Origin of the sequence: Micromonospora sp. SL4-19 (assembly GCF_047921475.1) — a bacterium.
Taxonomy (GTDB): domain Bacteria; phylum Actinomycetota; class Actinomycetes; order Mycobacteriales; family Micromonosporaceae; genus Micromonospora.
Genome location: NZ_JBLROB010000013.1, coordinates 38,475 through 62,617, shown reverse-complemented (window position 1 = coordinate 62,617; position 24,143 = coordinate 38,475). Strand labels below are relative to the sequence as shown.

21 protein-coding genes are annotated in these 24,143 nt (G+C 73.2%); 9 read left to right on the top strand and 12 right to left on the bottom strand.

The features are described 5' to 3' along the window. Positions 1-7: 7 nt before the first annotated feature. From ACNAVT_RS17910 to ACNAVT_RS17900, 3 genes are all read left to right on the top strand, one after another. Positions 8-319, top strand: a complete 312-nt coding sequence (locus tag ACNAVT_RS17910) for a hypothetical protein (RefSeq protein WP_416297649.1) — start codon at positions 8-10, stop codon at positions 317-319. A gap of 78 nt (positions 320-397) precedes the next feature. After that, positions 398-1,054 (top strand): response regulator transcription factor, encoded by a 657-nt coding sequence (locus ACNAVT_RS17905; RefSeq protein ID WP_416297648.1) that lies wholly within the window; start codon positions 398-400, stop codon positions 1,052-1,054. 9 nt (positions 1,055-1,063) lie between these two features. Beyond that, complete coding sequence (locus tag ACNAVT_RS17900; RefSeq protein ID WP_416297646.1) at positions 1,064-2,500, top strand: ATP-binding protein; 1,437 nt, start codon at positions 1,064-1,066, stop codon at positions 2,498-2,500. Positions 2,501-2,536: 36 nt separating this feature from the next. On the opposite strand, the gene ACNAVT_RS17895 is transcribed toward ACNAVT_RS17900, so the two are convergent. The 4 genes from ACNAVT_RS17895 to ACNAVT_RS17880 all read right to left on the bottom strand — a co-directional run bounded on the left by ACNAVT_RS17895 (position 2,537) and on the right by ACNAVT_RS17880 (position 6,757). After that, positions 2,537-3,436 carry a TAXI family TRAP transporter solute-binding subunit gene (locus ACNAVT_RS17895; RefSeq protein WP_416297769.1) on the bottom strand — a complete coding sequence of 300 codons (900 nt, stop codon included), beginning with the start codon at positions 3,434-3,436 and terminating at the stop codon, positions 2,537-2,539. Positions 3,437-3,569: 133 nt separating this feature from the next. Continuing rightward, positions 3,570-4,238 (bottom strand): hypothetical protein, encoded by a 669-nt coding sequence (locus ACNAVT_RS17890; protein WP_416297644.1) that lies wholly within the window; start codon positions 4,236-4,238, stop codon positions 3,570-3,572. 94 nt (positions 4,239-4,332) lie between these two features. Beyond that, positions 4,333-5,130 carry a peroxide stress protein YaaA gene (gene yaaA, locus ACNAVT_RS17885; RefSeq protein ID WP_416297642.1) on the bottom strand — a complete coding sequence of 266 codons (798 nt, stop codon included), beginning with the start codon at positions 5,128-5,130 and terminating at the stop codon, positions 4,333-4,335. Between the two features lie 22 nt (positions 5,131-5,152). Further along, on the bottom strand, positions 5,153-6,757 hold the full coding sequence (locus tag ACNAVT_RS17880) for an ArnT family glycosyltransferase (protein WP_416297640.1): 1,605 nt from the start codon (positions 6,755-6,757) through the stop codon (positions 5,153-5,155). Between the two features lie 119 nt (positions 6,758-6,876). On the opposite strand from ACNAVT_RS17880, the gene ACNAVT_RS17875 reads away from it, so the two are divergent. Further along, complete coding sequence (locus tag ACNAVT_RS17875; protein ID WP_416297638.1) at positions 6,877-7,917, top strand: App1 family protein; 1,041 nt, start codon at positions 6,877-6,879, stop codon at positions 7,915-7,917. A gap of 23 nt (positions 7,918-7,940) precedes the next feature. On the opposite strand, the gene glgB is transcribed toward ACNAVT_RS17875, so the two are convergent. Genes glgB through ACNAVT_RS17855 form a run of 4 tightly spaced genes read right to left on the bottom strand, consistent with a single transcriptional unit; the run spans position 7,941 to position 13,556 of the window. Continuing rightward, positions 7,941-10,043 carry a 1,4-alpha-glucan branching protein GlgB gene (gene glgB / locus ACNAVT_RS17870; protein WP_416297636.1) on the bottom strand — a complete coding sequence of 701 codons (2,103 nt, stop codon included), beginning with the start codon at positions 10,041-10,043 and terminating at the stop codon, positions 7,941-7,943. After that, a complete protein-coding gene (locus ACNAVT_RS17865; RefSeq protein ID WP_416297634.1) occupies positions 10,031-12,124 on the bottom strand; it encodes a maltotransferase domain-containing protein in 2,094 nt (697 codons plus the stop codon). The genes glgB and ACNAVT_RS17865 overlap by 13 nt, the downstream gene beginning before the upstream one ends. A 38-nt stretch (positions 12,125-12,162) precedes the next feature. Further along, entirely contained in the window at positions 12,163-13,215 is a 1,053-nt protein-coding gene (locus tag ACNAVT_RS17860; RefSeq protein WP_416297633.1) for a hypothetical protein, read from the bottom strand. Next, entirely contained in the window at positions 13,212-13,556 is a 345-nt protein-coding gene (locus ACNAVT_RS17855) for a PadR family transcriptional regulator (RefSeq protein ID WP_416297631.1), read from the bottom strand. The genes ACNAVT_RS17860 and ACNAVT_RS17855 overlap by 4 nt, the downstream gene beginning before the upstream one ends. A 165-nt stretch (positions 13,557-13,721) precedes the next feature. On the opposite strand from ACNAVT_RS17855, the gene ACNAVT_RS17850 reads away from it, so the two are divergent. Both ACNAVT_RS17850 and ACNAVT_RS17845 read left to right on the top strand, forming a co-directional pair. After that, entirely contained in the window at positions 13,722-13,961 is a 240-nt protein-coding gene (locus ACNAVT_RS17850; RefSeq protein ID WP_416297629.1) for an AbrB/MazE/SpoVT family DNA-binding domain-containing protein, read from the top strand. A 13-nt stretch (positions 13,962-13,974) separates the two neighbouring features. Further along, positions 13,975-14,406, top strand: a complete 432-nt coding sequence (locus tag ACNAVT_RS17845) for a type II toxin-antitoxin system VapC family toxin (RefSeq protein WP_416297627.1) — start codon at positions 13,975-13,977, stop codon at positions 14,404-14,406. 264 nt (positions 14,407-14,670) lie between these two features. On the opposite strand, the gene glgA is transcribed toward ACNAVT_RS17845, so the two are convergent. After that, positions 14,671-15,879, bottom strand: a complete 1,209-nt coding sequence (gene glgA / locus ACNAVT_RS17840) for a glycogen synthase (RefSeq protein ID WP_416297625.1) — start codon at positions 15,877-15,879, stop codon at positions 14,671-14,673. A 95-nt stretch (positions 15,880-15,974) separates the two neighbouring features. On the opposite strand from glgA, the gene glgC reads away from it, so the two are divergent. Next, positions 15,975-17,207: a glucose-1-phosphate adenylyltransferase gene (glgC, locus tag ACNAVT_RS17835; protein ID WP_416297623.1), complete on the top strand. Its 1,233-nt coding sequence runs from the start codon at positions 15,975-15,977 to the stop codon at positions 17,205-17,207. Between the two features lie 52 nt (positions 17,208-17,259). Then, the gene (gene pgm / locus ACNAVT_RS17830) at positions 17,260-18,903 is read left to right on the top strand and encodes a phosphoglucomutase (alpha-D-glucose-1,6-bisphosphate-dependent) (protein WP_416297621.1); all 1,644 of its coding nucleotides are present in this window, start codon (positions 17,260-17,262) and stop codon (positions 18,901-18,903) included. Between the two features lie 75 nt (positions 18,904-18,978). On the opposite strand, the gene ACNAVT_RS17825 is transcribed toward pgm, so the two are convergent. Further along, on the bottom strand, positions 18,979-19,908 hold the full coding sequence (locus tag ACNAVT_RS17825) for an NAD(+)/NADH kinase (RefSeq protein ID WP_416297619.1): 930 nt from the start codon (positions 19,906-19,908) through the stop codon (positions 18,979-18,981). A 178-nt stretch (positions 19,909-20,086) separates the two neighbouring features. Between ACNAVT_RS17825 and ACNAVT_RS17820 the strand changes: the two genes are divergently transcribed. Beyond that, a complete protein-coding gene (locus ACNAVT_RS17820) occupies positions 20,087-21,097 on the top strand; it encodes a DUF389 domain-containing protein (RefSeq protein WP_416297617.1) in 1,011 nt (336 codons plus the stop codon). Here ACNAVT_RS17820 and ACNAVT_RS17815 read toward each other — a convergent pair. Further along, complete coding sequence (locus tag ACNAVT_RS17815) at positions 21,060-21,491, bottom strand: hypothetical protein (protein ID WP_416297615.1); 432 nt, start codon at positions 21,489-21,491, stop codon at positions 21,060-21,062. The two genes, ACNAVT_RS17820 and ACNAVT_RS17815, sit on opposite strands and share 38 nt — an antisense overlap. 76 nt (positions 21,492-21,567) lie before the next feature. Beyond that, a complete protein-coding gene (locus ACNAVT_RS17810; RefSeq protein ID WP_416297613.1) occupies positions 21,568-24,015 on the bottom strand; it encodes a Tex family protein in 2,448 nt (815 codons plus the stop codon). Positions 24,016-24,143: the final 128 nt, after the last annotated feature.

Sequence of the window (24,143 nt, the reverse complement as noted above, 5' to 3'; positions counted from 1 at the left end):
GATGGCGATGCAGAGCTACGACGACGACTGGACCGACGGCCAGCGGGCCGTCTACGACGAGTGCTACCAGGCCGGCGCCGAGTGGGCCGGCGACCCGGACACCCCCAGCGAGGACGTGCAGCACGTGATCAACCTGGCGGAGGCGGACGACGACACCTTCGGCGACGCGGAGACCGACTACCCGCCGCTGGTCGACGCCGTCGCCCAGGCCACCGGGGAGAACGTGACGAGCGTGCCGGCCAGCCATTCCGACCCGGGCTTCAAGGGCTTCGCCGACGGTGTCCGGGACGCGACCGCCGGCGAGGTCTTCGGTCTGTGACCGGACCCTGAGGCTCCCGCCCCGCCGACACTTCTGCCACCATTCCAGGGCAGTACGTCGAGCGGATTGGGGACACAGGTGCGGATCCTCCTGGTCGAGGACGATCGTCGGGTGGCCGCCGCCCTGTCGTCCGCGCTGACCCGGCGCGGCTACGAGGTGGAGCACGCCGCCACCGTCGAGGCCGCGCTCTCCGCCGCCCCCTGCGACCTGGTGCTGCTCGACCTGACCCTGCCCGACGGGGACGGCACCGACCTGTGCCGGGAACTGCGCCGGCGCAGCAGCCAACTCGGCATCATCGCGGTGACCGCCCGGGGGGAGGAACGCGACCGGGTGCTCGGCCTGCGGCTGGGCGCCGACGACTACGTGGTCAAGCCCTTCTCCATGGTCGAGCTCCAGGCACGGATCGAGGCGGTGCTGCGACGGGCGGCGCACACCGCGCCGGAGCGCAGCCTGATCGAGGCGGGCGCGGTCCGCATCGACGTGGGCGGCCGGACGGTCAGCGTGGCCGGCCGGACGGTGGCGCTGACCCGCAAGGAGTTCGACATCCTGCTCTCCCTGGCCCGGCAGCCCGGTGTGGCGGTGCCCCGGGACCGGATCCTGCTCGACGTCTGGGGCACCACCTGGGCCGACCGGCACACGGTGGAGGTGCACGTCGGCTCGCTGCGCGGCAAGCTCGGCGACCCGACGCTGGTGGAGACCGTACGCGGGGTCGGGTACCGGCTCCGGGGCGAGTAGGGGGCCGCGGTGCGCCGCCGGCTGGTGATCAGCTATCTGCTGCTGATGGTGCTGGTGCTGTTGGCCCTGGAGACACCCCTGGCAGCCACCCTGGCCACCCGGGAGACCGAGCGGGTCCGCGCCGACCGGCTCGCCGACGCCACCCGGTTCGCCTCGCTCGCCGGTCCGGCGCTGCGTGGCGGCGGGGCCGGCCTGCTCGACGGCGAGTTGACCGCCTACGACGACCTGTACGGCATCGGGGCCGCGGTGGTCGACCGGGACAGCCGGACCGTGACCGCCTCGGCGAGCTGGGAGCCCGGCCCGGGCACCGCGACGGCCCTGGACACCGCACTGGCCGGGCAGCAGTTCAGCGGGCCGGATTCGGTGTGGCCCTGGGTGAACGTGCCGCTGGTGGTGGCGGTCCCGATCAACGACGGCGGGGAGGTGCTCGGGGCGGTGGTCACCGCCACCCCGTCGGACAAGGTGCGGCGTACCGTCACCACCTGGTGGCTGGTGCTCGCGGCGATCGGTCTGCTCGCGGTGCTGGCCTGCATCTCCACCGCGTTCGGGCTGGCCGGCTGGGTGCTGCGTCCGGTCACCGAACTGGACGCGGTGACCCACGAGATCGCCGAGGGCGACCGCGGCGCCCGGGTACGCCCCCGGCTCGGCCCGCCGGAGCTGCGCCGGCTCGCCGCCAGCTTCAACAACATGGCCGACGTGGTCTCCGACGTGATGGACCGGCAACGGGCGTTCGTGGCGCACGCCAGCCATCAGCTGCGCAACCCGCTGACCGCGCTGCGCCTGCGGGTGGAGGAGCTGGGGCCGAGCCTGACCGACGCCGACGGCCGCACCGAGCACCGGCTCGCGCTGGAGGAGACCGACCGGCTGGCCACGCTGCTCGACGCGCTGCTCACCCTGGCCCGGGCCGAACGCGAGGAGAACCAGCGGGTCACCGTCGACGCCGCCGAGGTGGCCGCCTCCCGGGTGGCCGCCTGGCTGCCGCTGGCCCGGCACCGGTCCGTCACCCTGCGGCTCGACACGGTCGAGGCCCCCGCGTACGCCCGGACCGTGCCGACCGCGATCGATCAGGTGCTCGACGCGCTGATCGACAACGCGGTCAAGTTCAGCGGGGCCGGGGGAGAGGTGACGGTGACCGTACACGCGGCCGACGGCGGAACCGTGCTGCGGGTGCGGGACAACGGACCCGGCATGACGACGAGCCAGCTCGACCAGGCCACCGAGCGGTTCTGGCGGGCGCCGGACGCGCAGAACGTCGACGGCGCCGGACTGGGGCTGACCATCGTCGCGGTGCTGGTCGACGCCTCCGACGGCCGGCTGACGATGCGCCAGGGCGAGCCCCGGGGGCTGGTCGCCGAGCTCTGGTTCCCCGCCCCGGGCGACCTCCTGGTCGAGGACGGCGCCGCCGGCGCGGCCGAACCGGTGGCCTCCGACGCCGGCCAGCCGTGACCCGCGAATCTCCGTCCCGCACGGGCGGAGAGAACGTCAGGGCTTGTTCGCCCGGTACCAGTCCGCCGCGCCGGGATGCAGGGGCAGCGGGGTGGTGACGATCGCCGACCGGGGGCTCATCCGGCCGCCCGCCGGATGCATGGCGGCCAACTCCTCCCGGCGGTCCATCAGCAGCCGGGTCACCTCCCGGACCAGCGCCTTCGGCAGATCGGCGCGGACGATCAGATAGTTGGGGTTGGCCACGGTGCTGACCGGTTCCGCCCCGTACACCGAGCTGGGGATGTCCCGGGTCACGTAGACCTCGTAGGCGCTGCGCAGCGGCTCGGTCCACTCACCCAGGTCGACCATCCGCACGGGCATGCTTCCGGCCAGCTCCGCGACGCCGCCTACCGGCAGCCCCCCGGAGAAGAAGAACGCGTCGATCCGGCCGTCGCGCAGCGCCGCCATCGAGTCGTCCAGGCCGAGGTGCTTCCGCAGGACCTTGTCGCCGCCGAGCTGGGCCACCTCCAGCAGCCGGGTCGCCGTCACCTCGGTGCCGGAGCCGTTGGCGCCGACCGACACCCGCCGTCCGTTCAGGTCGGCCAGCGTGTGTACCGGGCCGCCGGCGGTGGTGACCAGGTGCAGCAGGTCGTCGTAGACCCGGGCGACGGCGAGCACGGTGGGATGCTCCGGGGAGCGGGGCGGCAGCACGTCGGCCTGGGTGAAGCCCAGTTCCGCCTCGCCGGAGCCGACCAGCCGGACGTTCTGCGCGGAGGCGGCGGTGACCACCACGCTGGCCCGTACCCCGGGCAGCTCGCGGTTGAGGATGGTGGCCAGCGACTGACCGAAGGCGTGGTAGACGGCGGTCGGGCTGCCGGTGGCGATCCGGATCCGCACCGGCGGGGTCGGCTCGTCCCGGCAGGCGGCGAGCCCGGCGACGGCCGACATCAGCAGCATCACCAGCGCCACCGGCGCGGCGACCCGGCACCGGCCGCGCACAGACCAGTGTCGGCTCACGGGCTGCACTGTGCGCTGCGCACCGCCCGTCGCGCAAGCCCGGCCGGTCAGCCGCCCGTACTGGGCGGACGGCTCAGCACGCCACCGCCGGCGTGAGGGTGGCGCTGCCCATGATCCGGGCGCGGTCCGGGCCGTTGGAGACGCTCACCAGAAGGCAGCCGGCGCCGGGCCGGAGCACCGCCGGGACCTCCAGCAGCGCCGCGCCGCGTACCAGCACCGCGGCCAGGTCCCGGTCGAACAGCCGGACGCCGAGGCTGTGCCGGCGCACGTGTCGGCCGCCGGCCAGCAGCGCCGCGCGCCAGGCGGCCGCGGCCAGCCGGGACCGCCACAGCCGGCGGGTGTTGGAGGCGCCGGGGGCCGGGCCGCCGAGCAGCTCCCGGCGGCCCTGCCGCCAGCCGGCCTCCAGCATGGTCGCGTACGTCGACCGGTGCTCCCGGGGCACGGACAGCCGGTGCAGCTCGTAGCGGCGGCGCAGGCCGCCGGTGGCCAGCTCGTGCTCCACCGGCACGTCGAGCCGGCCGAGCAGCTGCCGCATCCGGTGTGCCGCGTCCTCGCGGTTGAACTCGGCGACCCCACCCCGGTACGTCTCGCTGCCGACCCGGCGGGCGCCGGTTGCCGGGGGCGGGGTACATCGCACCAGGCAGGCGACCTCGAACGCGTCGGCCAGGGTCTGCCAGTCCAGCGGTGGGGGCGTCGACGACGGGCGGGCCCGGTCGAGCAGCGGGGTGGGTTCGGGAACCATGGACCGCTCCTTGTCGGCGTCGGGGTTCCCCTACCGTCGCCCCGCCACCGGCGCGGCGAAACCGCTGCGCCCGAGCCTTGAGCAAAATTTGCGGCTACAGCTCTGTCACCACGATGTCGACCTGGCGTGATCGGCCCAAAACGGGCGGTTGCTCCTCGACCGTGTACTTGAGGTCCCGCAGCGTCCCGACGAGGGCGTCGGCGGTGCGCGGCCGGACGCCGGCGGTCAGCAGGTCGCGGACGAGCCGCCCCTTGGTGGCCTTGTTGAAATGGCTCACCACCGAGCGGGTCGGTACGCCGTCGACGTCGCGCTCGTGCAGCACCCGCACCGTCACCGTCCGCTCCGCGACCACCCCGCGTGGCGCCCAGGTGGCCGCGTACGCGCCGGAACGCAGGTCCAGCACCGGCCCGTTGCCGGCGGCCGCCACCATCGCCGGGCCCAACGCCCGCCGCCAGTACGCCGACAGCGCCCCGATCCCCGGCAGCTTCGTTCCGACCGGGCAGCGGTACGGCGGGATCCGGTCGGTGAGGCGTACCGCGCCCCAGAGGCCGGAGCTGATCAGCACCGAGCGGCGGGCCAGCCGCTCCGCCGCCGGCGGCAGCGAGGGCAGGTCGAGCGCCTCGTAGAGCACCCCGGTGTAGATCCGCCCGGCCGGGGCGGTGGCCGCCTCGCGCAGCCGGGCGTTGCGGCGCAGGTCGCCGCGCTGCCCCTCGCTCAGGCCCAGCGCGGCCCGGGCCGCGGCCTCGTCCGGCCCGGCGCAGAGCCCGACGAGGGCGGTCAGCACCTCCTCCCGGGCCGGGGTCAGCTCCGGCAGGGAGAGCCGGGACGGGTCCAGTCGCCGGCCGGTGCCGGCGTCGGCCTTCCCCTCGGACGGGGGCAGCAGGATGAGCATCGGCTCAGCGTACGGCCCGGGCTCAGCGCCACGGTCGCACGGCGATCTCCGGGTGGTACACGCGATAGCCGCCGACCTCGGCGACCACGGCCGCGTCGGCCTGGGCGAGCCGCAGGCGCAACCCCAGCTCCGCCGGCGATCCGACCGCCAGCACGTACCCGGGCCGGGCCGCCCGCCCCACCTGTTTCCAGTACGCCGGGTAGCGGTTCTGCCCCGGGGTCAGGGCGCCGTCCAGCACCCCGCAGACCACCGACTCGCCGGTGTTGAAGATCAGCCGGTTGCAGGTCCAGTAGTCCCCGTACACCTCGTGCAGGCCGGCCCGGCGCACCGCCTCGGCCAGCTCCCGGGACTGCCGTTCCTCGGCGCGCCGCGACGGCGCGTCCGCCACGAACGCCACCGTGGCCGCCACCGTGGCGGCGGTCAGGGCGGCCAGCACGAGTCCCGCCGCCGCGCCCCCGATCCGGGCCGCCGCGCCCGCCGTGCCCCGCCACGCGTGCGCGGCGGCCAGCCAGAGCGGCCAGAGCACCACCGGCAGCGAGATCTGCAGCACCGACAGGTAACGGGCGTTGCCCAGCGGCTCGGTCGCGGACAGCGGGCTGCGCACGTACCCGAGCAGGGTGAGCGCGGCCCCGGCGACCAGGGCGAGCTGCGCGACGGCCCGGATCCGCGTGCCGCCCGTCGCCCGCCGGTACGCGACCAGCCCGAGCACGGCGGCGGCCACCAACAGCACCGGATAGAGCAGCGCGAACCACTCCTGCCACCGGGTGCAGCCGGTCGCCGGGCAGAGCCCGCCGGCCAGCGGCACCCCCTCCAGCAGGCCGCCGCGCACCCGCTCCGGCCAGGACGGCGTCGCGCCCGCCCTCGTGCTGATCTCGCGGAACACCGACAGCGAGTCCTGCCCAGGCGGGGCGTCGACGTTGTCCTTGATCATCGGAGCGACCCCGAGCAGGAACCCGGCCACCAGCAGCGCCCCCGGCCAGCCGACCAGGTCCCGGGGCGCCGCCCACACCAGCACCACCCCGGCCACCGCCAGGTAGGGCACGATCAGCCAGTCCGACCAGAGCGCCAACCCGGCGAGCAGGCCGAACACTCCGGTGGCCAGCCAGCGGTGCCGCACCCGGCGCTCGCCGAGGGCCACCGCGATCAGCAGCATCGCCACCACCGCCGGCTTCACCTCCGGCCGGCCGCCCACCACGGTGAGCTGGTCCCGGACCACCCGCTCGGAGCCGAGCGCCAGCAGCCCGACCACGAAGGTGGCCAGCCAGGGCGAGAAGAGCCGCCGGGTCAGCCGGTAGGTCAACCAGAGGAAGACCGCGTACAGCGCCAGCACCGGCAGCCGCAGCACCGGCCAGCTCGGCCCGGCCAACCCGACCAGCGGGGCCGCCAGGTACGACTCCAGCATGCCCATGTAGCGCTGGCCGTACAGGAAGACCGGTCGCTCGTGGCCGGTGGCGATGTGCAGGGCGGCGAGGCCGAACGTCGCCTCGTCGCTGTTCGAGGTGGGCAGCGTGAACAGCGTCAGGACCAGCCGGTAACCGACCCCGGCCACCCCGAGCAGCAGCGCGACCAGCGCCGGCCGGTCGAGCGTCGGACGCCGCCGCCCCGGGTTCCGCACTGGTGTCGACACGACCAACGCCCCCGTCGTCGCCTGCGACCGCAGTCTGTCACGACGCCGGCCGACCCTGGGGTGGATCGGCGGAGTCGACCCTCGTGGCTACGGGCGTCCGGTTGTGGCAGGGTTGCACCGTGCCACCGATACCCGCCGAAGATCTTGCCGTGCCGCGGCTGCATCGGGCCGCGCGGATCGAGGACGCCGTGCACGGCCTGGTGGAACGCCGGCTGCGCCGGACGGGTTGGAAGATCAACATCATCGCGTACGCCGGCTACGGCGCCCCGGGCTGGGCGCGGGTGCTCTGCCGGGTGTTGCTGGGCCGCCCCGACACCCGCCAGCGGGCCCGGTTGGAGAAGGTCCGCGGCTGGCGAAGCTTCGCCACCCTGCCCGCCAAGTACGCGAAGGTGACCATCGAGGTCGACGGCGTCCGCAAGGAGGCGACCGCGGATCGCAGCGGCTTCGTCGACACCGTCATCGAGGCCGACTTCACCCCCGGCTGGGGCTGCGTACGCCTCAGCGTCCCCGACGCCGAGCCGGTCGAGGCCCTGGTCCGGGTCCTCGACCCGGACGTCCGGTTCGGCATCCTCTCCGACATCGACGACACGGTCATGGTCACCACGCTGCCCCGGCCACTGCTCGCCGCCTGGAACACCTTCGTCCTCGACGAGCACGCCCGGGCCGCGGTGCCCGGCATGGCGGTGCTGTACGAGCGGCTGGTCACCGCCCACCCCGGCGCCCCCGTCTTCTACCTGTCGACCGGCGCCTGGAACGTCGCGCCCACGCTCACCCGGTTCCTGTCCCGGCACCTCTACCCGGCCGGGCCGCTGCTGCTCACCGACTGGGGGCCGACGGCCGACCGGTGGTTCCGCAGCGGCAAGGAGCACAAGCGGGCCACCCTGGCCCGGCTGGCCCGGGAGTTCCCGGACGTCCGGTGGCTGCTGATCGGCGACGACGGGCAGCACGACCAGGAGATCTACCGCGAGTTCGCCGCCGCGCACCCGGACAACGTGGCCGGGGTGGCGATCCGCCGGCTCTCACCCACCCAGTCGGTGCTCGCCGGCAGCCTGCCCGCCCCGGCCGGCCGCCCGTCCGCCGGCCCGGTGGGGCAGAAGTGGCTCTCCGCCCCGGACGGCGCCGGCCTGTGGAAGCTGCTGCGCGACGCGGGACTGGTCTGACGACCTGAGTCGCGGACGAGGGGTCAGTCGCGGCGGAGCCAGAGGGCGCCGAGTGGCGGCACCCGCACTGCCGCTGACGCGGGCATGCCGTGCCAGGGCACGCTCTCGGCGTGGACCGCGCCGAGGTTGCCGACGCCCGACCCGCCGTAGTGGTGGGCGTCGGTGTTGACCACCTCGGTCCAGACGCCGCCGGCCGGCAGGCCGATCCGGTAGCCCTCCAGCGGCAGGGCGGAGAAGTTCGCCACGCAGACCATGGTCTGGCCGTCGGGGGCGATCCGGACGAACGCGATGGTGTTGTTGGCGGCGTCGTCCCCGACGATCCAGCGGAAGCCGATGGGATCGGTGTCCTGCGACCACAGCGCCGGGGTGGCCCGGTAGACCCGGTTCAGGTCGCCGACCAGGCGCTGCACGCCGGCCCGTGCGGGGTCGTGCAGGAGGTACCAGTCGAGGCCGCGTTCCTCGCTCCACTCCCGGTCGTCGGCCAGCTCGCAGCCCATGAAGAGCAGCTGCTTGCCGGGGTGCGCCCACATGTACGCCAGCAGCGCCCGCACGTTGGCCAGGCGCTGCCAGGCGTCGCCGGGCATCTTGGCCGCCAGGGAGCCCTTGCCGTGCACCACCTCGTCGTGGCTGATCGGCAGCACGTAGTTCTCGCTCCAGGCGTACGCCAGGGAGAAGGTGAGCTGGTGGTGGTGGTGCTGCCGGTAGATCGGGTCCTTCGAGGAGTAGAGCAGGGTGTCGTGCATCCAGCCCATGTTCCACTTGAAGCCGAAGCCCAGCCCGCCTTCCGCGGTGGGGCGGGTGACACCGGGCCAGGCGGTGGACTCCTCGGCCACCATCACCACTCCGGCGTGGTGCTGGTAGACGGTGGCGTTGACCTCCTGGAGGAGCGCGATGGCCTCCAGGTTCTCCCGGCCGCCGTGCACGTTGGGCACCCACTGCCCCTCCTGGCGGGAGTAGTCCAGGTAGAGCATGGAGGCGACCGCGTCGACCCGCAGCCCGTCGGCGTGGAACTGGTCGCACCAGTAGAGCGCGTTGGCGACCAGGAAGTTGCGCACCTCGCGGCGGCCGAAGTCGAAGACGTACGTGCCCCAGTCGGGGTGCTCGCCGCGGCGCGGGTCGGGGTGCTCGTACAACGGGGTGCCGTCGAAGCGGCCGAGCGCCCAGTCGTCCTTCGGGAAGTGCGCCGGCACCCAGTCCAGGATCACCCCGATGCCGGCCTGGTGCAGCCGGTCGACCAGGTAGCGGAAGTCGTCCGGGTCGCCGAACCGGGCGGTGGGGGCGTAGTAGCCGGTGACCTGGTAGCCCCACGAGCCGCCGAACGGGTGCTCCATCACCGGCAGGAACTCCACGTGGGTGAAGCCGAGCTCGGTCACGTACGCGGTGAGCTGCTCGGCCAGCTCCCGGTAGCCGAGGCCGGGCCGCCAGGAGCCGAGGTGCACCTCGTACACGCTCATCGGCTCCTGGTGCGGCTGCCGCTTCGCCCGCCGCTCCAGCCAGGCCGCGTCGCCCCACTCGTACGTCGACCGGTGCACCACCGAGGCGGTGGCCGGCGGCACCTCGGTGCGCGCGGCGAGCGGGTCTGCCTTGTCCCGCCAGTGCCCGTCGGCGCCGAGGATCCGGTACTTGTACCTGGCGCCGGCGGACGCGCCGGGGACGAGGATCTCCCAGACGCCGCTGGCCCCGAGCGAGCGCATCGGCCAGCCGTCGTCCGGCCCCCAGCCGGTGAAGTCGCCGACGACCCGCACCCCGCGGGCGTTGGGCGCCCAGACCGCGAACGCCACGCCCCCGTCGACGACCCGGGCGCCGAGCGCCTCCCAGAGCCGCTCGTGCCGCCCCTCACCGATCAGGTGCAGATCCAGCTCGCCGAGGGTGGGCGGATGGCGGTAGGGGTCGTCGTGCACCGTGCCGTCGACCTCGACCCGGTAGTCGAGCACCGCACCGGGCAGCACGGCCTCGAAGACGCCGACGTCGTGCACCCGCTTCATCGGGTGCCGTTCGTCGCCGACCAGCACGGCCACGTCGGCCGCGCCCCGGCGCATCGTCCGGATGGTGGTGCGCCCGTCGGCCGGGTGCGCGCCGAGCACGGCGTGCGGGTCGTACGCCTCGCCGGCGATCAGCTGGTCCATCGTGCCTCGTCCTCCGGGGCCGGTGCGGTCGGGGCGGTGCCGCCGGAGAGGTCGGCGGGTACGGCTGCGACGGTCAGGTCCGGCACCGCAGCCCTCGGCTCGGGTACGGCCGGCGGGTCGGGGCGCCGCACGGTGAACACGTGCGCGGGTTGCAGGTACGGGTCGAGCCGGACGGCGTTGCGCTGCCCCCAGTCGTAGCTGGCCCCGATCAACTCGTCGTGGACGGTGAACCGCTCGTGCCAGTCGAAGCCGAGCGCCGGCATGTCCAGTGTGGTGTTGCCCCACTGCACTTCGCGTGAGTCGAACGAGCAGACCACGATCACCGTGTTGCCGGTGTCCGAGTCGTGTTTGGACCAGCAGAGCAGCGCCGGGTTGTCGATGTCGTGGAAGCGCAGGTTGCGCAGCCGGTGCAGGGCAGGGTTGTCGCGGCGGACCCGGTTGAGGGTGGCGATGAACGGGGCGAGCGAGCGGCCCTGCGCCTGGGCGCCGGCCCAGTCCCGGGGCCGCAGCTCGTACTTCTCGTTGTCCAGGTACTCCTCGGCGCCGGGGCGGGCGACGTGCTCGAACAGTTCGTAGCCCGCGTACACGCCCCAGGAGGGGGAGAGTAGCGCGGCCAGCACCGCCCGGATCTTGAACATCGGCGGGCCGCCGTGCTGCAGCGACTCGTGCAGGATGTCCGGGGTGTTGGGCCAGAAGTTGGGGCGCATGTAGTCGACCGCCGCCACCAGTTCCTCGCAGTACGCCCGCATCTCGGCCGCGCTGGTGCGCCAGGTGAAGTAGGTGTACGACTGGGTGAAGCCGATCTTGCCGAGCCCGTGCATGATCGCTGGCCGGGTGAACGCCTCGGCGAGGAAGAGCACGTCCGGGTCGACCTGCTTGACCTCCCTGATCAGCCAGTGCCAGAAGTCGAACGGTTTGGTGTGCGGGTTGTCCACCCGGAAGATCCGGATGCCCTCGCCGACCCAGTGCAGCACCACCCGCAGGATCTCCGCCCGGATGCCCTCCGGGTCGTTGTCGAAGTTCAGCGGGTAGATGTCCTGGTATTTCTTCGGCGGGTTCTCCGCGTACGCGATGCTGCCGTCGGCCCGGGTGGTGAACCACTCCGGGTGCTCGGTGACCCACGGGTGGTCCGGGGCGCACTGCAACGCCAGGTCCATCGCCACCTCGAGCCCGACGTCGGCGGCGGCGGCGATGAACGCGCGGAAGTCCGCCGGCGTGCCCAGGTCGGGGTGGATGGCGTCGTGCCCGCCCTCGGCGGCGCCGATCGCCCACGGCGAGCCGACGTCGTCCGGGCCGGCGGAGAGCGAGTTGTTGCGCCCCTTGCGGTTGATCCGGCCGATCGGATGGACCGGCGGCAGGTAGAGCACGTCGAAACCCATCGCCGCGACGCCCGACAGGCGATCCGTGGCGGTGCGGAGGGTGCCCGACCGGGCGGGCGTGTCGGCGGTGCCCGTAACCGCCCCCTCGGAGCGGGGGAAGAACTCGTACCACGCGGAGAAGAGCGCCCGGGGGCGGTCCACCCAGAGCCGGTGCTCGTCGCCGGTCGTGACCAGCTCGCGGACCGGGTGCGCCCAGAGCAGCGGGGCCAGGTCGAGCGCCGGGCCGACCCGCCGGGGCAGCTCCCGGTCGTCGTCGCGCAGCGCGAGCACCGCGGCCCGGACCCGCTCCCGGTCGGCGTCCGGGACCAGCTCCAGGGCCGCCTCCAGCACCCGGGCGCCCTCGGCCAGGTCGTTGGCCAGCTCGGCCGGTCCCTGGCCGGCGGCGAGCTTCTTGGTGACCGCGTTCTGCCAGGTCAGGTACGGGTCCTGGAACGCCTCGACGGCGAACCGCCACTCGCCGACCGCGTCGGGGCGGATGGTCGCGTGCCAGCGGTCCTGGCCCGGTTCGCCGGGACGCATCCGGGTGAACGGGCGGGCGGCGCCGTCCGGCCCGAGCCAGACCACGTTGCAGCCGAGCGCGTCGTGCCCCTCGCGATAGGCACGGGCCGACACCGGCACCAGCTCGTCGACGACCGCCTTGGCCGGGTAGCGACCGCAGGCGACGACGGGAGACACGTCCTCAATGGGGAAGCGACCGGTCACCGGTTCAACCTACTGCGCGAGATCGCCTCGCGCTCGGGTCAACCGGTGGTCGGCATGCCTTGGGTGACTACTTCGCCCGCCGCGCCCGACGGCACCGTGTCGCGTAGTTCCGAGGCCACGGTCGGCTGCCTGGCGGCGGCGCGGGCGGCGGCAGCAACCGCGACCGCGAGGGTGAGGGCGATCATCCCGGCCATGGTCAGGTGGGCGTACCAGGTGTACCAGCTCCAACTTGGGAGCTTCGGTGCCCACGGGTCGACCGGTTCGGCGTAGAGCGCGAGCAGCTCGTCGTAGGTTGCCACTGCGGGACGTGCCAGCGCCGCAAGGCCGACGGCGGACAGTAGGCCGAGCGCGGCACGGTAAAGCGGCGGACTCCAGCGCAGAGTGCCGTTCGTCGTCTGGACCGCGATGCGGGGCCGTGGTCCGCTACCCCGCGCCGCGTACCAGGCCCAGCCAACCAGCAGCCAGCCGCTGACCGCACCGGCGAGCCAGCCGGCAGCGGTAGCGATCGGGACCCAGGGCGGCTCGACCTGGTAGAAGACGACGTCCACCACGCCGTCGTGCCCGAACACCCGTACCCGCAGACCGCCTTGCGTCGCGGCAAACCAGTCGTTGCCACCCGGCTCGATCCGCCAGCCTGCGAACCGGGCGCGTGCATCCGCCGCTGACCACGCCGCAGTGCGCACCGGGGCGTAAGTCATCATCGTGTGGCCCGACTCGAGCAGTCCTTCGTTGCGGTAGAAGGTGTCGATGTACGGCTGGCCGAGCGCCATGGTGGTGATCGAGCGGGCGGCAGGGTCTGCCGGAAGCGGAGCTGCCGCGCGCCAGCCGAGCCAGGCGCCGGCAGCGCTGCCGAAGGCGCCGACGATTAGCGCAGTCAGCACCGCCACGACGAGCGGAGCCTTGCCGACCGGGAGCCGGAACCGCTGCCGCAGCCCACCCCGCAACAGGTCGACGACCTCACGGAAGGTCGGGCGGGCCCGGCCCGGCGGGACCGCGTCGAGCAGGATCGTGACCAACTCCTCGCCGTGGCTGCGTCGGTAGCCACGCGGATAGGCCAGCATCAGGCAGCGGTACCAGCCCTCGAGTGTCATGCGGCACCGATCGCGAACCCGCCGGCGGCCCGCCGCCGCAACCCGGCCGCGGCGGCGTTGGCGTTGCGGCGTAGGCGCTCCACCTCGACGGCGAGCCGCGAGGCGCCGTCGTCGGTGAGGCGGTAATAGCGACGTAGCCGGCCGTCGATGGCCTCTTCTCGATCGACCGCGATGAGACCCTGCTCGGCGAGCCGGTCGAGCGCGCCATAAAGCGTGCCGGCACCGAGCACGACATCGCCGCCGGACAGGTCGCCCACCTGCTGGAGAATGCCGTAGCCGTGCAGCGGCGCTCCAGCGAGCGCGGTAAGGATGAGAAACGTCGGCTCCCGCAGCGCTGCCATCCCGCAAAGCTACAGTCACCGTGATATCTCGTCAAACGTACTATCCGGTCGAGGGTCAGTGGGGGCAGACGCCACATCCGGGCACCCCTGCTCAGCTGCCAACGTTCCACGGGCGGAGGGCGGCCAGCGACACGTATCATCTGTAATACGTATCAGGAGGCTGCCATGAAGTTGAACAGCAAGGGGCAGGTGACCATCCCGGCCGACCTACGCGCCCGGCACAACCTGCACGAGGGCGACGAGGTCGATGTGATCGAGGAGGGCGGCGCACTACGCATCGTGCGCGTCAGTAACGCCGAGACCCGTGGCCGGCGCCTGGTTCGGCACATGCGCGGACGAGGCGGTGCCCGAGAGGTGGAGAGCATGTCGACGGACGAGCTGATGGACCTGCTCCGTGGCGAGTGAACGGATCCGGGCCGTGGCCGGACGGGCGACCGACACGGTTACCACCCTGGTCGACACCAACGTCCTGCTGGACATCTTCACCGAGGATCCGCAGTGGGCCGACTGGTCGGGCGAGGCGCTGGCCGCAGCGCGTGATGCCGGCGTCCTGGTGATCAATCCGATCGTATACGCCGAGGTGTCCGTACGGTTCGCGCGCGTCGAGGAACTCGACGACGCCCTGCCCGCCACGGACTTCCTCCGCGAGGAGCTGCCATTTCCCGCGGGCTTCCTGACGGGCAAGGCGTACGCGCGGTACCGCGCTCAGGGCGGCACCAAACGTTCGCCGATCGCCGACTTCTACATCGGCGCGCACGCTGCGGTCTGCCGCTACCGCCTGCTGACTCGCGACAGCAGCCGCTACCGGACCTATTTCCCGACCCTGACGCTGATCGCGCCCGAGGCGTAGCGGATCGCCTCCCGAGCGTCCCTGGTGCTGGCGCACGTGACGATGCCGGCCGGATGGATCCCGGTCCGCAGCGCACCGGCAGCGCCCGCGCGCGGTAGGTCCCGCCTGTCGATCATCGTAGGTGCCCTCGGGAGACGCGCCGGGGAGGTGATCGCCCCCGGGCTCATCCTCCAACCCGGCGTGGTCGCCGTCGTGCTGGTCCGGCGCGTTTCACGTGTTGTGACGACGGTGGAGCCGGCCGATCGCGCACGGGGTGGCCGCAGGTCAGCCGGCGGCGCCCACCGAGCGGTACACCTCCAGCGTCCGCTGGGCGATGGCGTCCCAGGAGAAGTGCTCGACGGCCCGGCGGCGGCCGGCCCGGCCCAGCTCGGCGGCGCGTGCCGGGTCGGCGAGGACGCCGTTGACCGCGGCGGCCAGGTCGGCCACGAAGCGCTCCGGGTCCAGCGGCCGGCCGCTGCCGTCGGTGGCCTGCTCGATCGGCACCAGCACGCCGGTCTCCCCGTCGGCCACCACCTCCGGGATGCCGCCGGTGGCGGTGGCGACCACCGCCGTCTCGCAGGCCATCGCCTCCAGGTTCACGATGCCCATCGGCTCGTACACCGACGGGCACACGAAGATCGTGGCGTGGGTGAGCACCTGGATCACCTCGTGCTTGGGCAGCATCTCGGCCACCCAGACCACGCCCGAGCGGTTCGCCCGCAGCTCGGTCACCAGGCTCTCCACCTCGGCGGCGATCTCCAGGGTGTCCGGGGCGCCGGCGAGCAGCACCAGCTGCGTGTCGGCGGGCAGCTCCCGGGCGGCCCGGAGGAGGTACGGCAGCCCCTTCTGCCGGGTGATCCGCCCGACGTACGCCAAGCTGGGGCGGGACGGGTCGATGCCGAGCCGGTCCACCACGTCGGTGCGGTGGTCCGGGGCGTACTGGACGGTGTCGATGCCGTTGTAGACCACCCGCACCCGGTCCGGGTCCACCGCCGGGTACGCGGCCAGCACGTCCCGCCGCATCCCCGCGCTGACCGCGATCACCGCGTCGGCGGCCTCCACCGCGGTGCGCTCGCACCACGAGGAGAGCGCATAGCCGCCGCCGAGCTGCTCGGCCTTCCACGGGCGCAGCGGCTCGAGGCTGTGCGCGGTGACCACGTGCGGCACCCCGTGCAGCAGCTTCGCGGTGTGCCCGGCCAGGTTGGCGTACCAGGTGTGGCTGTGCACCACGTCGGTGCCGGCGCAACCGGCGGCCATCTCCAGGTCGACGCCCATGGTCCGCAGTGCCGCGTTCGCGCCGGCCAGTTCGGCCGGTTCGGCGTACGCGGTGACCCCCGGCTCGTCACGCGGCGCGCCGAAGCAGTGCACCCGTACGTCGGCGAGGCGGCGCAGCTCGCGCGCCAGGTACTCGACGTGCACCCCGGCCCCGCCGTACACCTCGGGCGGGTATTCCCTGGTCAGCAGGTCGACGCGCAGGCGTGCGGTATCGGTCATGTCCGGCACCCTAGTGCAGAAGCCGGCGGCGCACCCGGTGCGGAACTGTGCGCGTACGAGTGGTGAAGTCGGGGCGGGATGGATAGCGTCTGAGCATGGCTGCCAAGGTGCTCGCGATCGTCCTGGCCGGCGGGGAGGGCAAGCGCCTGATGCCCCTCACCGCCGACCGGGCGAAGCCGGCCGTCCCCTTCGGCGGGATGTACCGCATGGTCGACTTCGTCCTCTCCAACCTGGCGAACGCCGGCTATCTCAAGATGGTCGTGCTGACCCAGTACAAGTCGCACTCGCTGGACCGCCACATCACCACGACGTGGCGGATGTCGACCATGCTCGGCAACTACGTCACGCCGGTCCCGGCGCAGCAGCGTCGCGGCCCGTGGTGGTTCGCCGGCTCGGCCGACGCCATCTACCAGAGTTTCAACCTGATCTACGACGAGCAGCCGGAGCACGTGATCGTCTTCGGCGCCGACCACATCTACCGGATGGACCCGCGGCAGATGGTGGAGGACCACATCAACTCGGGTGCCGCGGTGACGGTGGCGGGCATCCGCCAGCCGCTTTCCATGGCGGACCAGTTCGGTGTGATCGAGGTCGGCGAGGACGGCCGGCGGATCCGGGCGTTCCGCGAGAAACCCACCGACGCGGTCGGCCTGCCCGACGCTCCGGACCAGATCTACGCCTCCATGGGCAACTACGTCTTTACCACGAAGGCCCTGATCGACGCCGTCGAGCAGGACGCCGAGGACAAGACCAGCAAGCACGACATGGGCGGCAGCATCATTCCGATGTTCGTCGAGCGGGGCGAGGCCAACGTCTACGACTTCAAGGACAACGAGGTCCCGGGCAGCACCGACCGGGACCGCGGCTACTGGCGGGACGTGGGGACGCTCGACTCCTTCTACGACGCCCACATGGACCTGATCAACGTCCACCCGGTGTTCAACCTCTACAACTTCGACTGGCCGATCTACAGCAACCAGCCGCCGTACCCGCCGGCCAAGTTCGTGCACGCCTGGGGCGAGCGGGTCGGCCGGGCGGTCGGCTCGTTGATCTCGCCCGGCTCGGTGATCTCCGGCTCGCTGGTGGAGAACTCGATCGTCTCGCCGAAGGTGAAGGTCCACTCCTGGGCGCACGTGGACGGCGCGGTGCTCATGGAGGGTGTCGAGATCGGCCGACACGCGGTGGTCCGCCGGGCCATCCTGGACAAGAACGTCTACGTTCCGGAGGGCGCCGAGATCGGCGTCGATCTGGAGAAGGACCGCCAGCGCTACACCGTGTCCGACAACGGCATCGTCGTGATCGGCAAGGGTCAGCGCGTCGAGCCCTGACCGCCCCCAGAGGTCCCGCAACCGCACCGCCCGCAACAGGAGGTTCCCCGCCGTGGCCCATCCCCGTGCCGGCCAGCCCGCCGAGCCCGCCGACCTGGTCGACGTGCCCCGGCTGGTCACCGCCTACTACGCCGAGCACCCGGACCCGGGCGACCCGGCGCAGCAGGTCTCCTTCGGCACCTCGGGGCACCGCGGTTCGAGCCTGAAGAACGCCTTCAACGAGGATCACATCCTGGCCGTCACCCAGGCCCTCTGCGACCACCGGCGGGAGCAGGGCCTGGACGGGCCGCTCTTCCTGGCCCGGGACACCCACGCGCTCTCCGCCCCGGCGGCGGCCAGCGCGCTGGAGGTGCTCGCCGCCAACGACGTGACCGTGCTGCTGGACAGCCGGGACGGCTACACCCCCACCCCGGCGCTGTCGCACGCGATCCTCACCCACAACCGTGGACGGACCGCCGGCCTCGCCGACGGCATCGTGATCACCCCGTCGCACAACCCGCCGGAGGACGGCGGCTTCAAGTACAACCCCACCCACGGCGGGCCCGCCGACAGCGACGTCACGAAGTGGATCCAGGACCGCGCGAACGCCATCCTCGCCGCCGGGCTCAAGGAGGTGAAGCGCATCCCGTACGCGCGGGCCCGCGCCGCCGACACCACCGGGGAGTACGACTTCCTCGCCCGGTACGTCGACGACCTGCCGGCCGTGCTGGACATCGCCGCGATCCGCGACGCCGTGGTACACGTCGGCGCCGACCCGATGGGCGGGGCGAGCGTGGCGTACTGGGGGGAGATCGCCGAGCGGCACCGGCTCGACCTCACGGTGATCAACCCGACCGTCGACCCGACCTGGCGGTTCATGACCCTGGACGGGGACGGCCGGATCCGGATGGACTGCTCCTCGCCGAACGCGATGGCCTCGCTGATCGCCGCCCGCGACCGCTACCAGGTCTCCACCGGCAACGACGCCGACGCCGACCGGCACGGCATCGTCACCCCCGACGGTGGCCTGATGAACCCCAACCACTACCTGGCGGTGGCGATCGGCCACCTGTTCCGTACCCGGGACCAGTGGGGCCCGTCGGCGGCGATCGGCAAGACCCTGGTCTCCTCCTCCATGATCGACCGGGTGGCCGAAGACCTGGGTCGACCGCTGCTGGAGGTGCCGGTCGGCTTCAAGTGGTTCGTGCCCGGGCTGCTCGACGGCGCGGTCGGCTTCGGCGGCGAGGAGAGCGCGGGCGCCTCCTTCCTGCGCCGCGACGGCAGCACCTGGACCACCGACAAGGACGGCATCCTGCTCTGCCTGCTCGCCTCCGAGATCATCGCCACCACCGGCAGGACCCCGAGCCAGCACTGGGCCGCGCTGGCCGAGCGCTTCGGCGCGCCCGCGTACGCCCGGCTCGACGCCCCGGCCGGCCGGGAGGAGAAGGCGGTCCTCGCCAAGCTGTCACCCGAGCAGGTGACGGCGACCGAGCTGGCCGGCGAGCCGATCACCGCCACCCTCACCACCGCACCCGGCAACGGCGCGTCGATCGGCGGGCTCAAGGTGACCACCGCGTCGGGCTGGTTTGCCGCCCGGCCGTCCGGTACCGAGGACGTCTACAAGATCTACGCCGAGTCGTTCCAGGGGCCGGCGCACCTCGCCCGGATCCAGGAGGAGGCGAAAGCCCTGGTCTCCGAGGTGCTCAAGCAGGCCTGAGGGGCACGCTGCCGGCCAGCGGCACCGGCGTGGTGCCCTGCCCGGCGGGTGCCGAACACCGCCTGCCGGGTCCGCTCACAGTGCCGGCGGCGACTGGCGGCGATCGAACTCCTCCCGCAACGGCGCGGGCAGCAGCTCCCGGAGCTGGTCGGGCAGGAGCGGCAGGTCCAGCAGGCTCAGCCGGAGCTGGCTGCGCTCCCGGTGCAGCCGTGGGTCGAGCCGGACCACCAGCCCCGCGTCGCGCCGGTAGCGGACCTCGACGACCGCGTCGTCGTCGATGTGTTTGATCACCCGCCCGTCCACCTCCACGGCGGCCCGTGCCGAGCCGCGACGCAGCTCCAGGCGCAGCAGTTCGTCGGGGGAGAGGACCACCGGACGCGAGATGCCGGCCATCGGCGCGGACGGGACCAGCACCGTCGCCTGGGCCGCCGGGGAGACCAGCGGACCACCGGCCGCGTAGCTGTAGGCGGTCGAGCCGGTCGGCGTGCTCACGATCAGCGAGTCGCAGCGGTAGTAGCCGTACCGCTGGCCGTCGATGACGAGGGTGGCCAGCACGAACCCCTCGCCGGGATGCCGGGTCAGCACGATGTCGTTGAAGGCCGTCACCTGGTCCCCGCACACCTCGCCGGTGAGGCAGCTGTGCGGCTCCAGGGTCACCGTGCCGGCGGCGAGCCGGTCCAGGGCGGCCGGCAGGTCCTCGGGCTGGACCTCCACCAGGAACCCGAGCTGCCCGAGGTGCACGCCGAGCACGGGGGTGGGCCTGTCCACGGTCAGCCGCAGCGCTCCCAGCATGGTGCCGTCGCCGCCGATGCTGATCAACGCGTCGCACTCGCGCGCCAGCGCGCTGGCCGGCAGCGCCGACACCTCCGCCGGCACCCGCTCGCGGTCCCCGGCCCGTACGGCCAGCCCGACGCCGTGCCGGCCCGTCCAGTCGATGATCGTCCGCACCACCTCGGAGACGTCCCGGGTGGGGTGCAGCACCAGTCCCCACCGCCAGCCCCGCATGCGTACAGCTCACCACAGACGGCCGGGGCCGGACATGCGGACCGGTCACGTAGCACGGCTCCGGACGACCTCGCCCCGCTGGCCCGCTTCGTGCCCTGACGATCCGGGGGCGCCGCCGGTAGAGTTCGGCCGGCCGCATCAGCTCAGGTGCGGGGACCGGCGCCGTGAGGAGCTGTCGATGCTGCACCTCCGGGTGATCGCACCCCCGGACCAGTCAGGTGCGGTCGCCGACCTGCTGGCGGCCGACGCCGGAGTGACCCACCTCGTGGTGCTGCCAGGTGCCGCCCGTCAGCCGGCCGGCGACTACATCACCTGCGACGTGGTGCGGGAGAGCGCGGACGGCGTGCTGCGCAGGCTCCAGGACCTGGGCGTCGAGGCACGCGGGGCAATCGCCGCCGACGACGTGGAGCTGACCCTCTCCGCGGCGGCGGACAAGGCCGCCCGCGACGCCCCGGGCAACGGGGAGGACGCGGTGGTCTGGGACGAGATCGCAGCGAAGACCGGCGAGCAGACCGTGCTGACCGGCACCTTCCTGGTCCTCATCATCGTGGCCACGATGATCGCCGGCATCGGGGTGCTGCTGGACCAGCCCATCCTGATCGTCGGCGCGATGGTGGTCGGCCCCGAGTTCGGCCCGCTCGCCGCGCTCTGCGTCGCCCTGCTCCGGCGGCAGCCGCAGGTCATCACCCGGTCGATCAAGGCCCTGGTGGTCGGTTTCCTGGCCGCGATGCTGGTCACCGTGCTGAGCACCTGGGCACTCACCGCGGCCGGCCTGGTCGGCCGGGACATGCTGCTGGCCGACCGGCCGCTGACCGACTTCATCTGGCGTCCCGACGCGCTCTCGTGGGTGGTCGGCGTGCTGGCCGGCATTGCCGGGATGATCTCGTTGACCTCGAAGAAGTCCGGTTCCCTGGTCGGTGTGCTGATCTCGGTGACCACCGTGCCGGCCGCCGCGAACGTCGCGGTCGCGGCGGCGTACGGGGTCTGGCCCGAGGCGGCCGGCTCGGCGCTCCAGTTGGTTATCAACCTGGTGGCGATCGTGCTGGCCGGCCTGCTCACCCTCGTCGTGCAGCTCTGCTGGTGGCGGCGGGTGGAGCGCGGGACGGACCGGAACGTGCCCCGGCAGCGGGCCGACCGGGAGCCGGCGCGGGTCACCGCCAGTCGTCGCCCGCCTCGAGACGCAGGCTGAGCAGCGCCGCCAGGGGCAGCGACTCCCCGTCCCGGCCGCCCCGCCCCACCACCAGCGGCGGCGGGGACGGCTCGGGATCGACCCCGAACAGCCGTGACCGGAGGCTCGGCGGCACCGTCAGCAGGTAGAAGCGCCCCTCGGTGTCGACCGCCCGGGTGCGGGCCCGGTCGACGTACCAGCCGGTGACGCGGGTGCGATACCGACCCCGTCCGGCGTAGGGCGCCGCGGTCAGCCGATCGGTGCGCAGGCCGCGCCGGTTGGCCTCGGCCGCGAACCGGGCCACCAGCTTTGTGGCCTCGGTCTGCTCGGCCGCCCGCTGCCGGGCGTCGGCCTCCGCGTGCGCCCGCACCGCGCGGCGCTGCCGCTTCCGCCACTCCAGGCCGTCCTCCGTCACGCCCGCCACGGTACGCGGGGCCGACCGGACCGCGGTGCGCCCCGGCCGGCCCGCGCTGTTCGCCGTGGGGCCGGGGTCAGGCCAGGCCGGCGCGACGCAGCGCGTCCGCCATCGCGCTGTTCGCCGGGGCCTGAGCCCCGCCGCCGCGCCCCGGCCGCTGCTGCGGTCCGCCCCGGGAGCTGCCCCGGTCCCCGCGCGGCGCGTCGCCCTGACCGCCACGCGGCGTACCGCCCTGACCGCCACGCGGCGTACCGCCCTGACCGCCACGCGGGCCGCCGCCCTGCCCACCACGCTCGCGGCGCCCGTCGCCGCCCTGCGGGCGGGCGCCGCCGGCCGCCGCCTCGTCGTCGAGCCGCAGGGTCAGCGAGATCCGCTTGCGGGGCACGTCGACGTCGAGCACCTTGACCCGGACCACGTCGCCGGACTTCACCACGTCCCGCGGGTCCTTGACGAAGGTGCTGGACATCGCCGAGACGTGCACCAGGCCGTCCTGGTGCACGCCGACGTCGACGAACGCGCCGAACGCGGCCACGTTGGTGACCACGCCCTCCAGCACCATCCCGGGCGTCAGGTCGCTGATCTTCTCGACGCCCTCGACGAACGTCGCCGTCCTGAACTCCGGGCGCGGGTCGCGGCCGGGCTTCTCCAGTTCGGTCAGGATGTCGGTGACGGTGGGCAGGCCGAACGTGTCGTCGACGAAGTCGGTGGCCTTGAGTCCGCGCAGGATCCGGTTCTGCCCGATCAGCGAGCGGACGTCCTGCCCGGTGTGGGCGAGGATCCGCCGCACCACCGGGTACGCCTCCGGGTGCACGCTGGACGAGTCGAGCGGGTCGTCCCCGCCGGGGATGCGCAGGAAGCCCGCACACTGCTCGAACGCCTTCGGGCCGAGCCGCGACACCTTCTTCAGGTCCCCCCGGGTACGGAACGGTCCGTTGGCGTCCCGGTGCAGCACGATGTTCTCCGCCAGCCCGGTGCCGATGCCGGAGACTCGGGTGAGCAGGGGAGCGGAGGCGGTGTTGACGTCGACGCCGACCGCGTTGACGCAGTCCTCGACCACCGCGTCGAGTGAGCGGGACAGCTTCACCTCGGACAGGTCGTGCTGGTACTGCCCGACGCCGATCGAGCGCGGGTCGATCTTCACCAGCTCGGCCAGCGGGTCCTGGAGGCGGCGGGCGATGGAGACCGCGCCGCGCAGCGACACGTCCAGCCCGGGCAGCTCCTGCGACGCGTACGCGGAGGCGGAGTAGACCGAGGCACCGGCCTCGGAGACCACCACCTTGGTCAGCTTCAGCTCCGCGTGCCGCTTGATCAGCTCGCCGGCGAGCTTGTCGGTCTCCCGACTGGCGGTGCCGTTGCCGATGGCGATCAGCTCGACGTGGTGCGCCGCGGCGAGCTTCGCCAGGGTGTCGATCGAGGCGTCCCACTGCCGGCGAGGCTCGTGCGGATAGATCGTGTCGGTGGCGACCACCTTGCCGGTGGCGTCCACCACGGCCACCTTGACGCCGGTGCGCAGGCCCGGGTCCAGCCCCATGGTGGGGCGGGTGCCGGCGGGCGCGGCGAGCAGCAGGTCGCGCAGGTTGGTGGCGAAGACCCGGACGGCCTCCTCCTCGGCCGCCTGCCAGAGCCGCATCCGCAGGTCCGCGCCGAGGTGGATGAGGATCCGGGTACGCCAGGCCCAACGCACGGTGTCGGCCAGCCACTTGTCGGCGGCGCGCCCCTGGTCGCTGACGCCGAACCGGCCTGCGACGGCCGCCTCGTACCGCGTCGGGCCGGTGGCCACGGTGTCGGAGTCGCCCTCCGGGTCCGGGTCCATGGTCAGGTCGAGGACGCCCTCCTTCTCGCCCCGGAACATGGCGAGGATCCGGTGTGAGGGGAGCTTGGTGTACGGCTCGGCGAAGTCGAAGTAGTCGGCGAACTTGGCACCGGCGGTCTCCTGGCCGTCGCGTACCCGGGCGACCAGCCGGCCCCGCGACCACATCTGCTCCCGAAGCGTGCCGATGAGATCGGCGTCCTCGGCGAAGCGCTCGATCAGGATGGCCCGGGCACCCTCCAGCGCCGCGGCCGCGTCGGCCACGCCCTGGTCCGCGTCCACGAAGCCGGTGGCCGTCTCGCGCGGGTCCCGCGTCGGGTCGGCGAGCAGCGTGTCCGCGAGGGGCTCCAGCCCGGCCTCCCGGGCGATCTGTGCCCGGGTCCGCCGCTTCGGCTTGTAGGGCAGGTAGATGTCCTCCAGCCGGGACTTCGAGTCGGCGGCCATGATCTGCGCTTCGAGGGCCTCGTCGAGCTTGCCCTGGGCGCGGATGGACTCCAGCACGGCGGCGCGTCGCTCGTCCAGCTCGCGCAGGTAGCGCAGCCGCTCCTCCAGGGTGCGCAGCTGCGCGTCGTCGAGCAGGCCGGTGGCCTCCTTGCGGTAGCGGGCGATGAACGGCACGGTGGCGCCGCCGTCGAGCAGCTCCACGGCCGCCCGCACCTGACGTTCGGCGACGCCGAGCTCGTCGGCGATCCGCTGATGAACAGACTGGGTCACGATCTTGATCCGCCTTCGCTGTGGGTTCCGTGCTGCATTCTGCCGTCTGCGTCCGACGGCGCTCGCCACCCCCGGCCGTGGCGTGGTGCCGTTTCCGGGCGGACCCGTCGGGCACCCCCGCCCGGTTG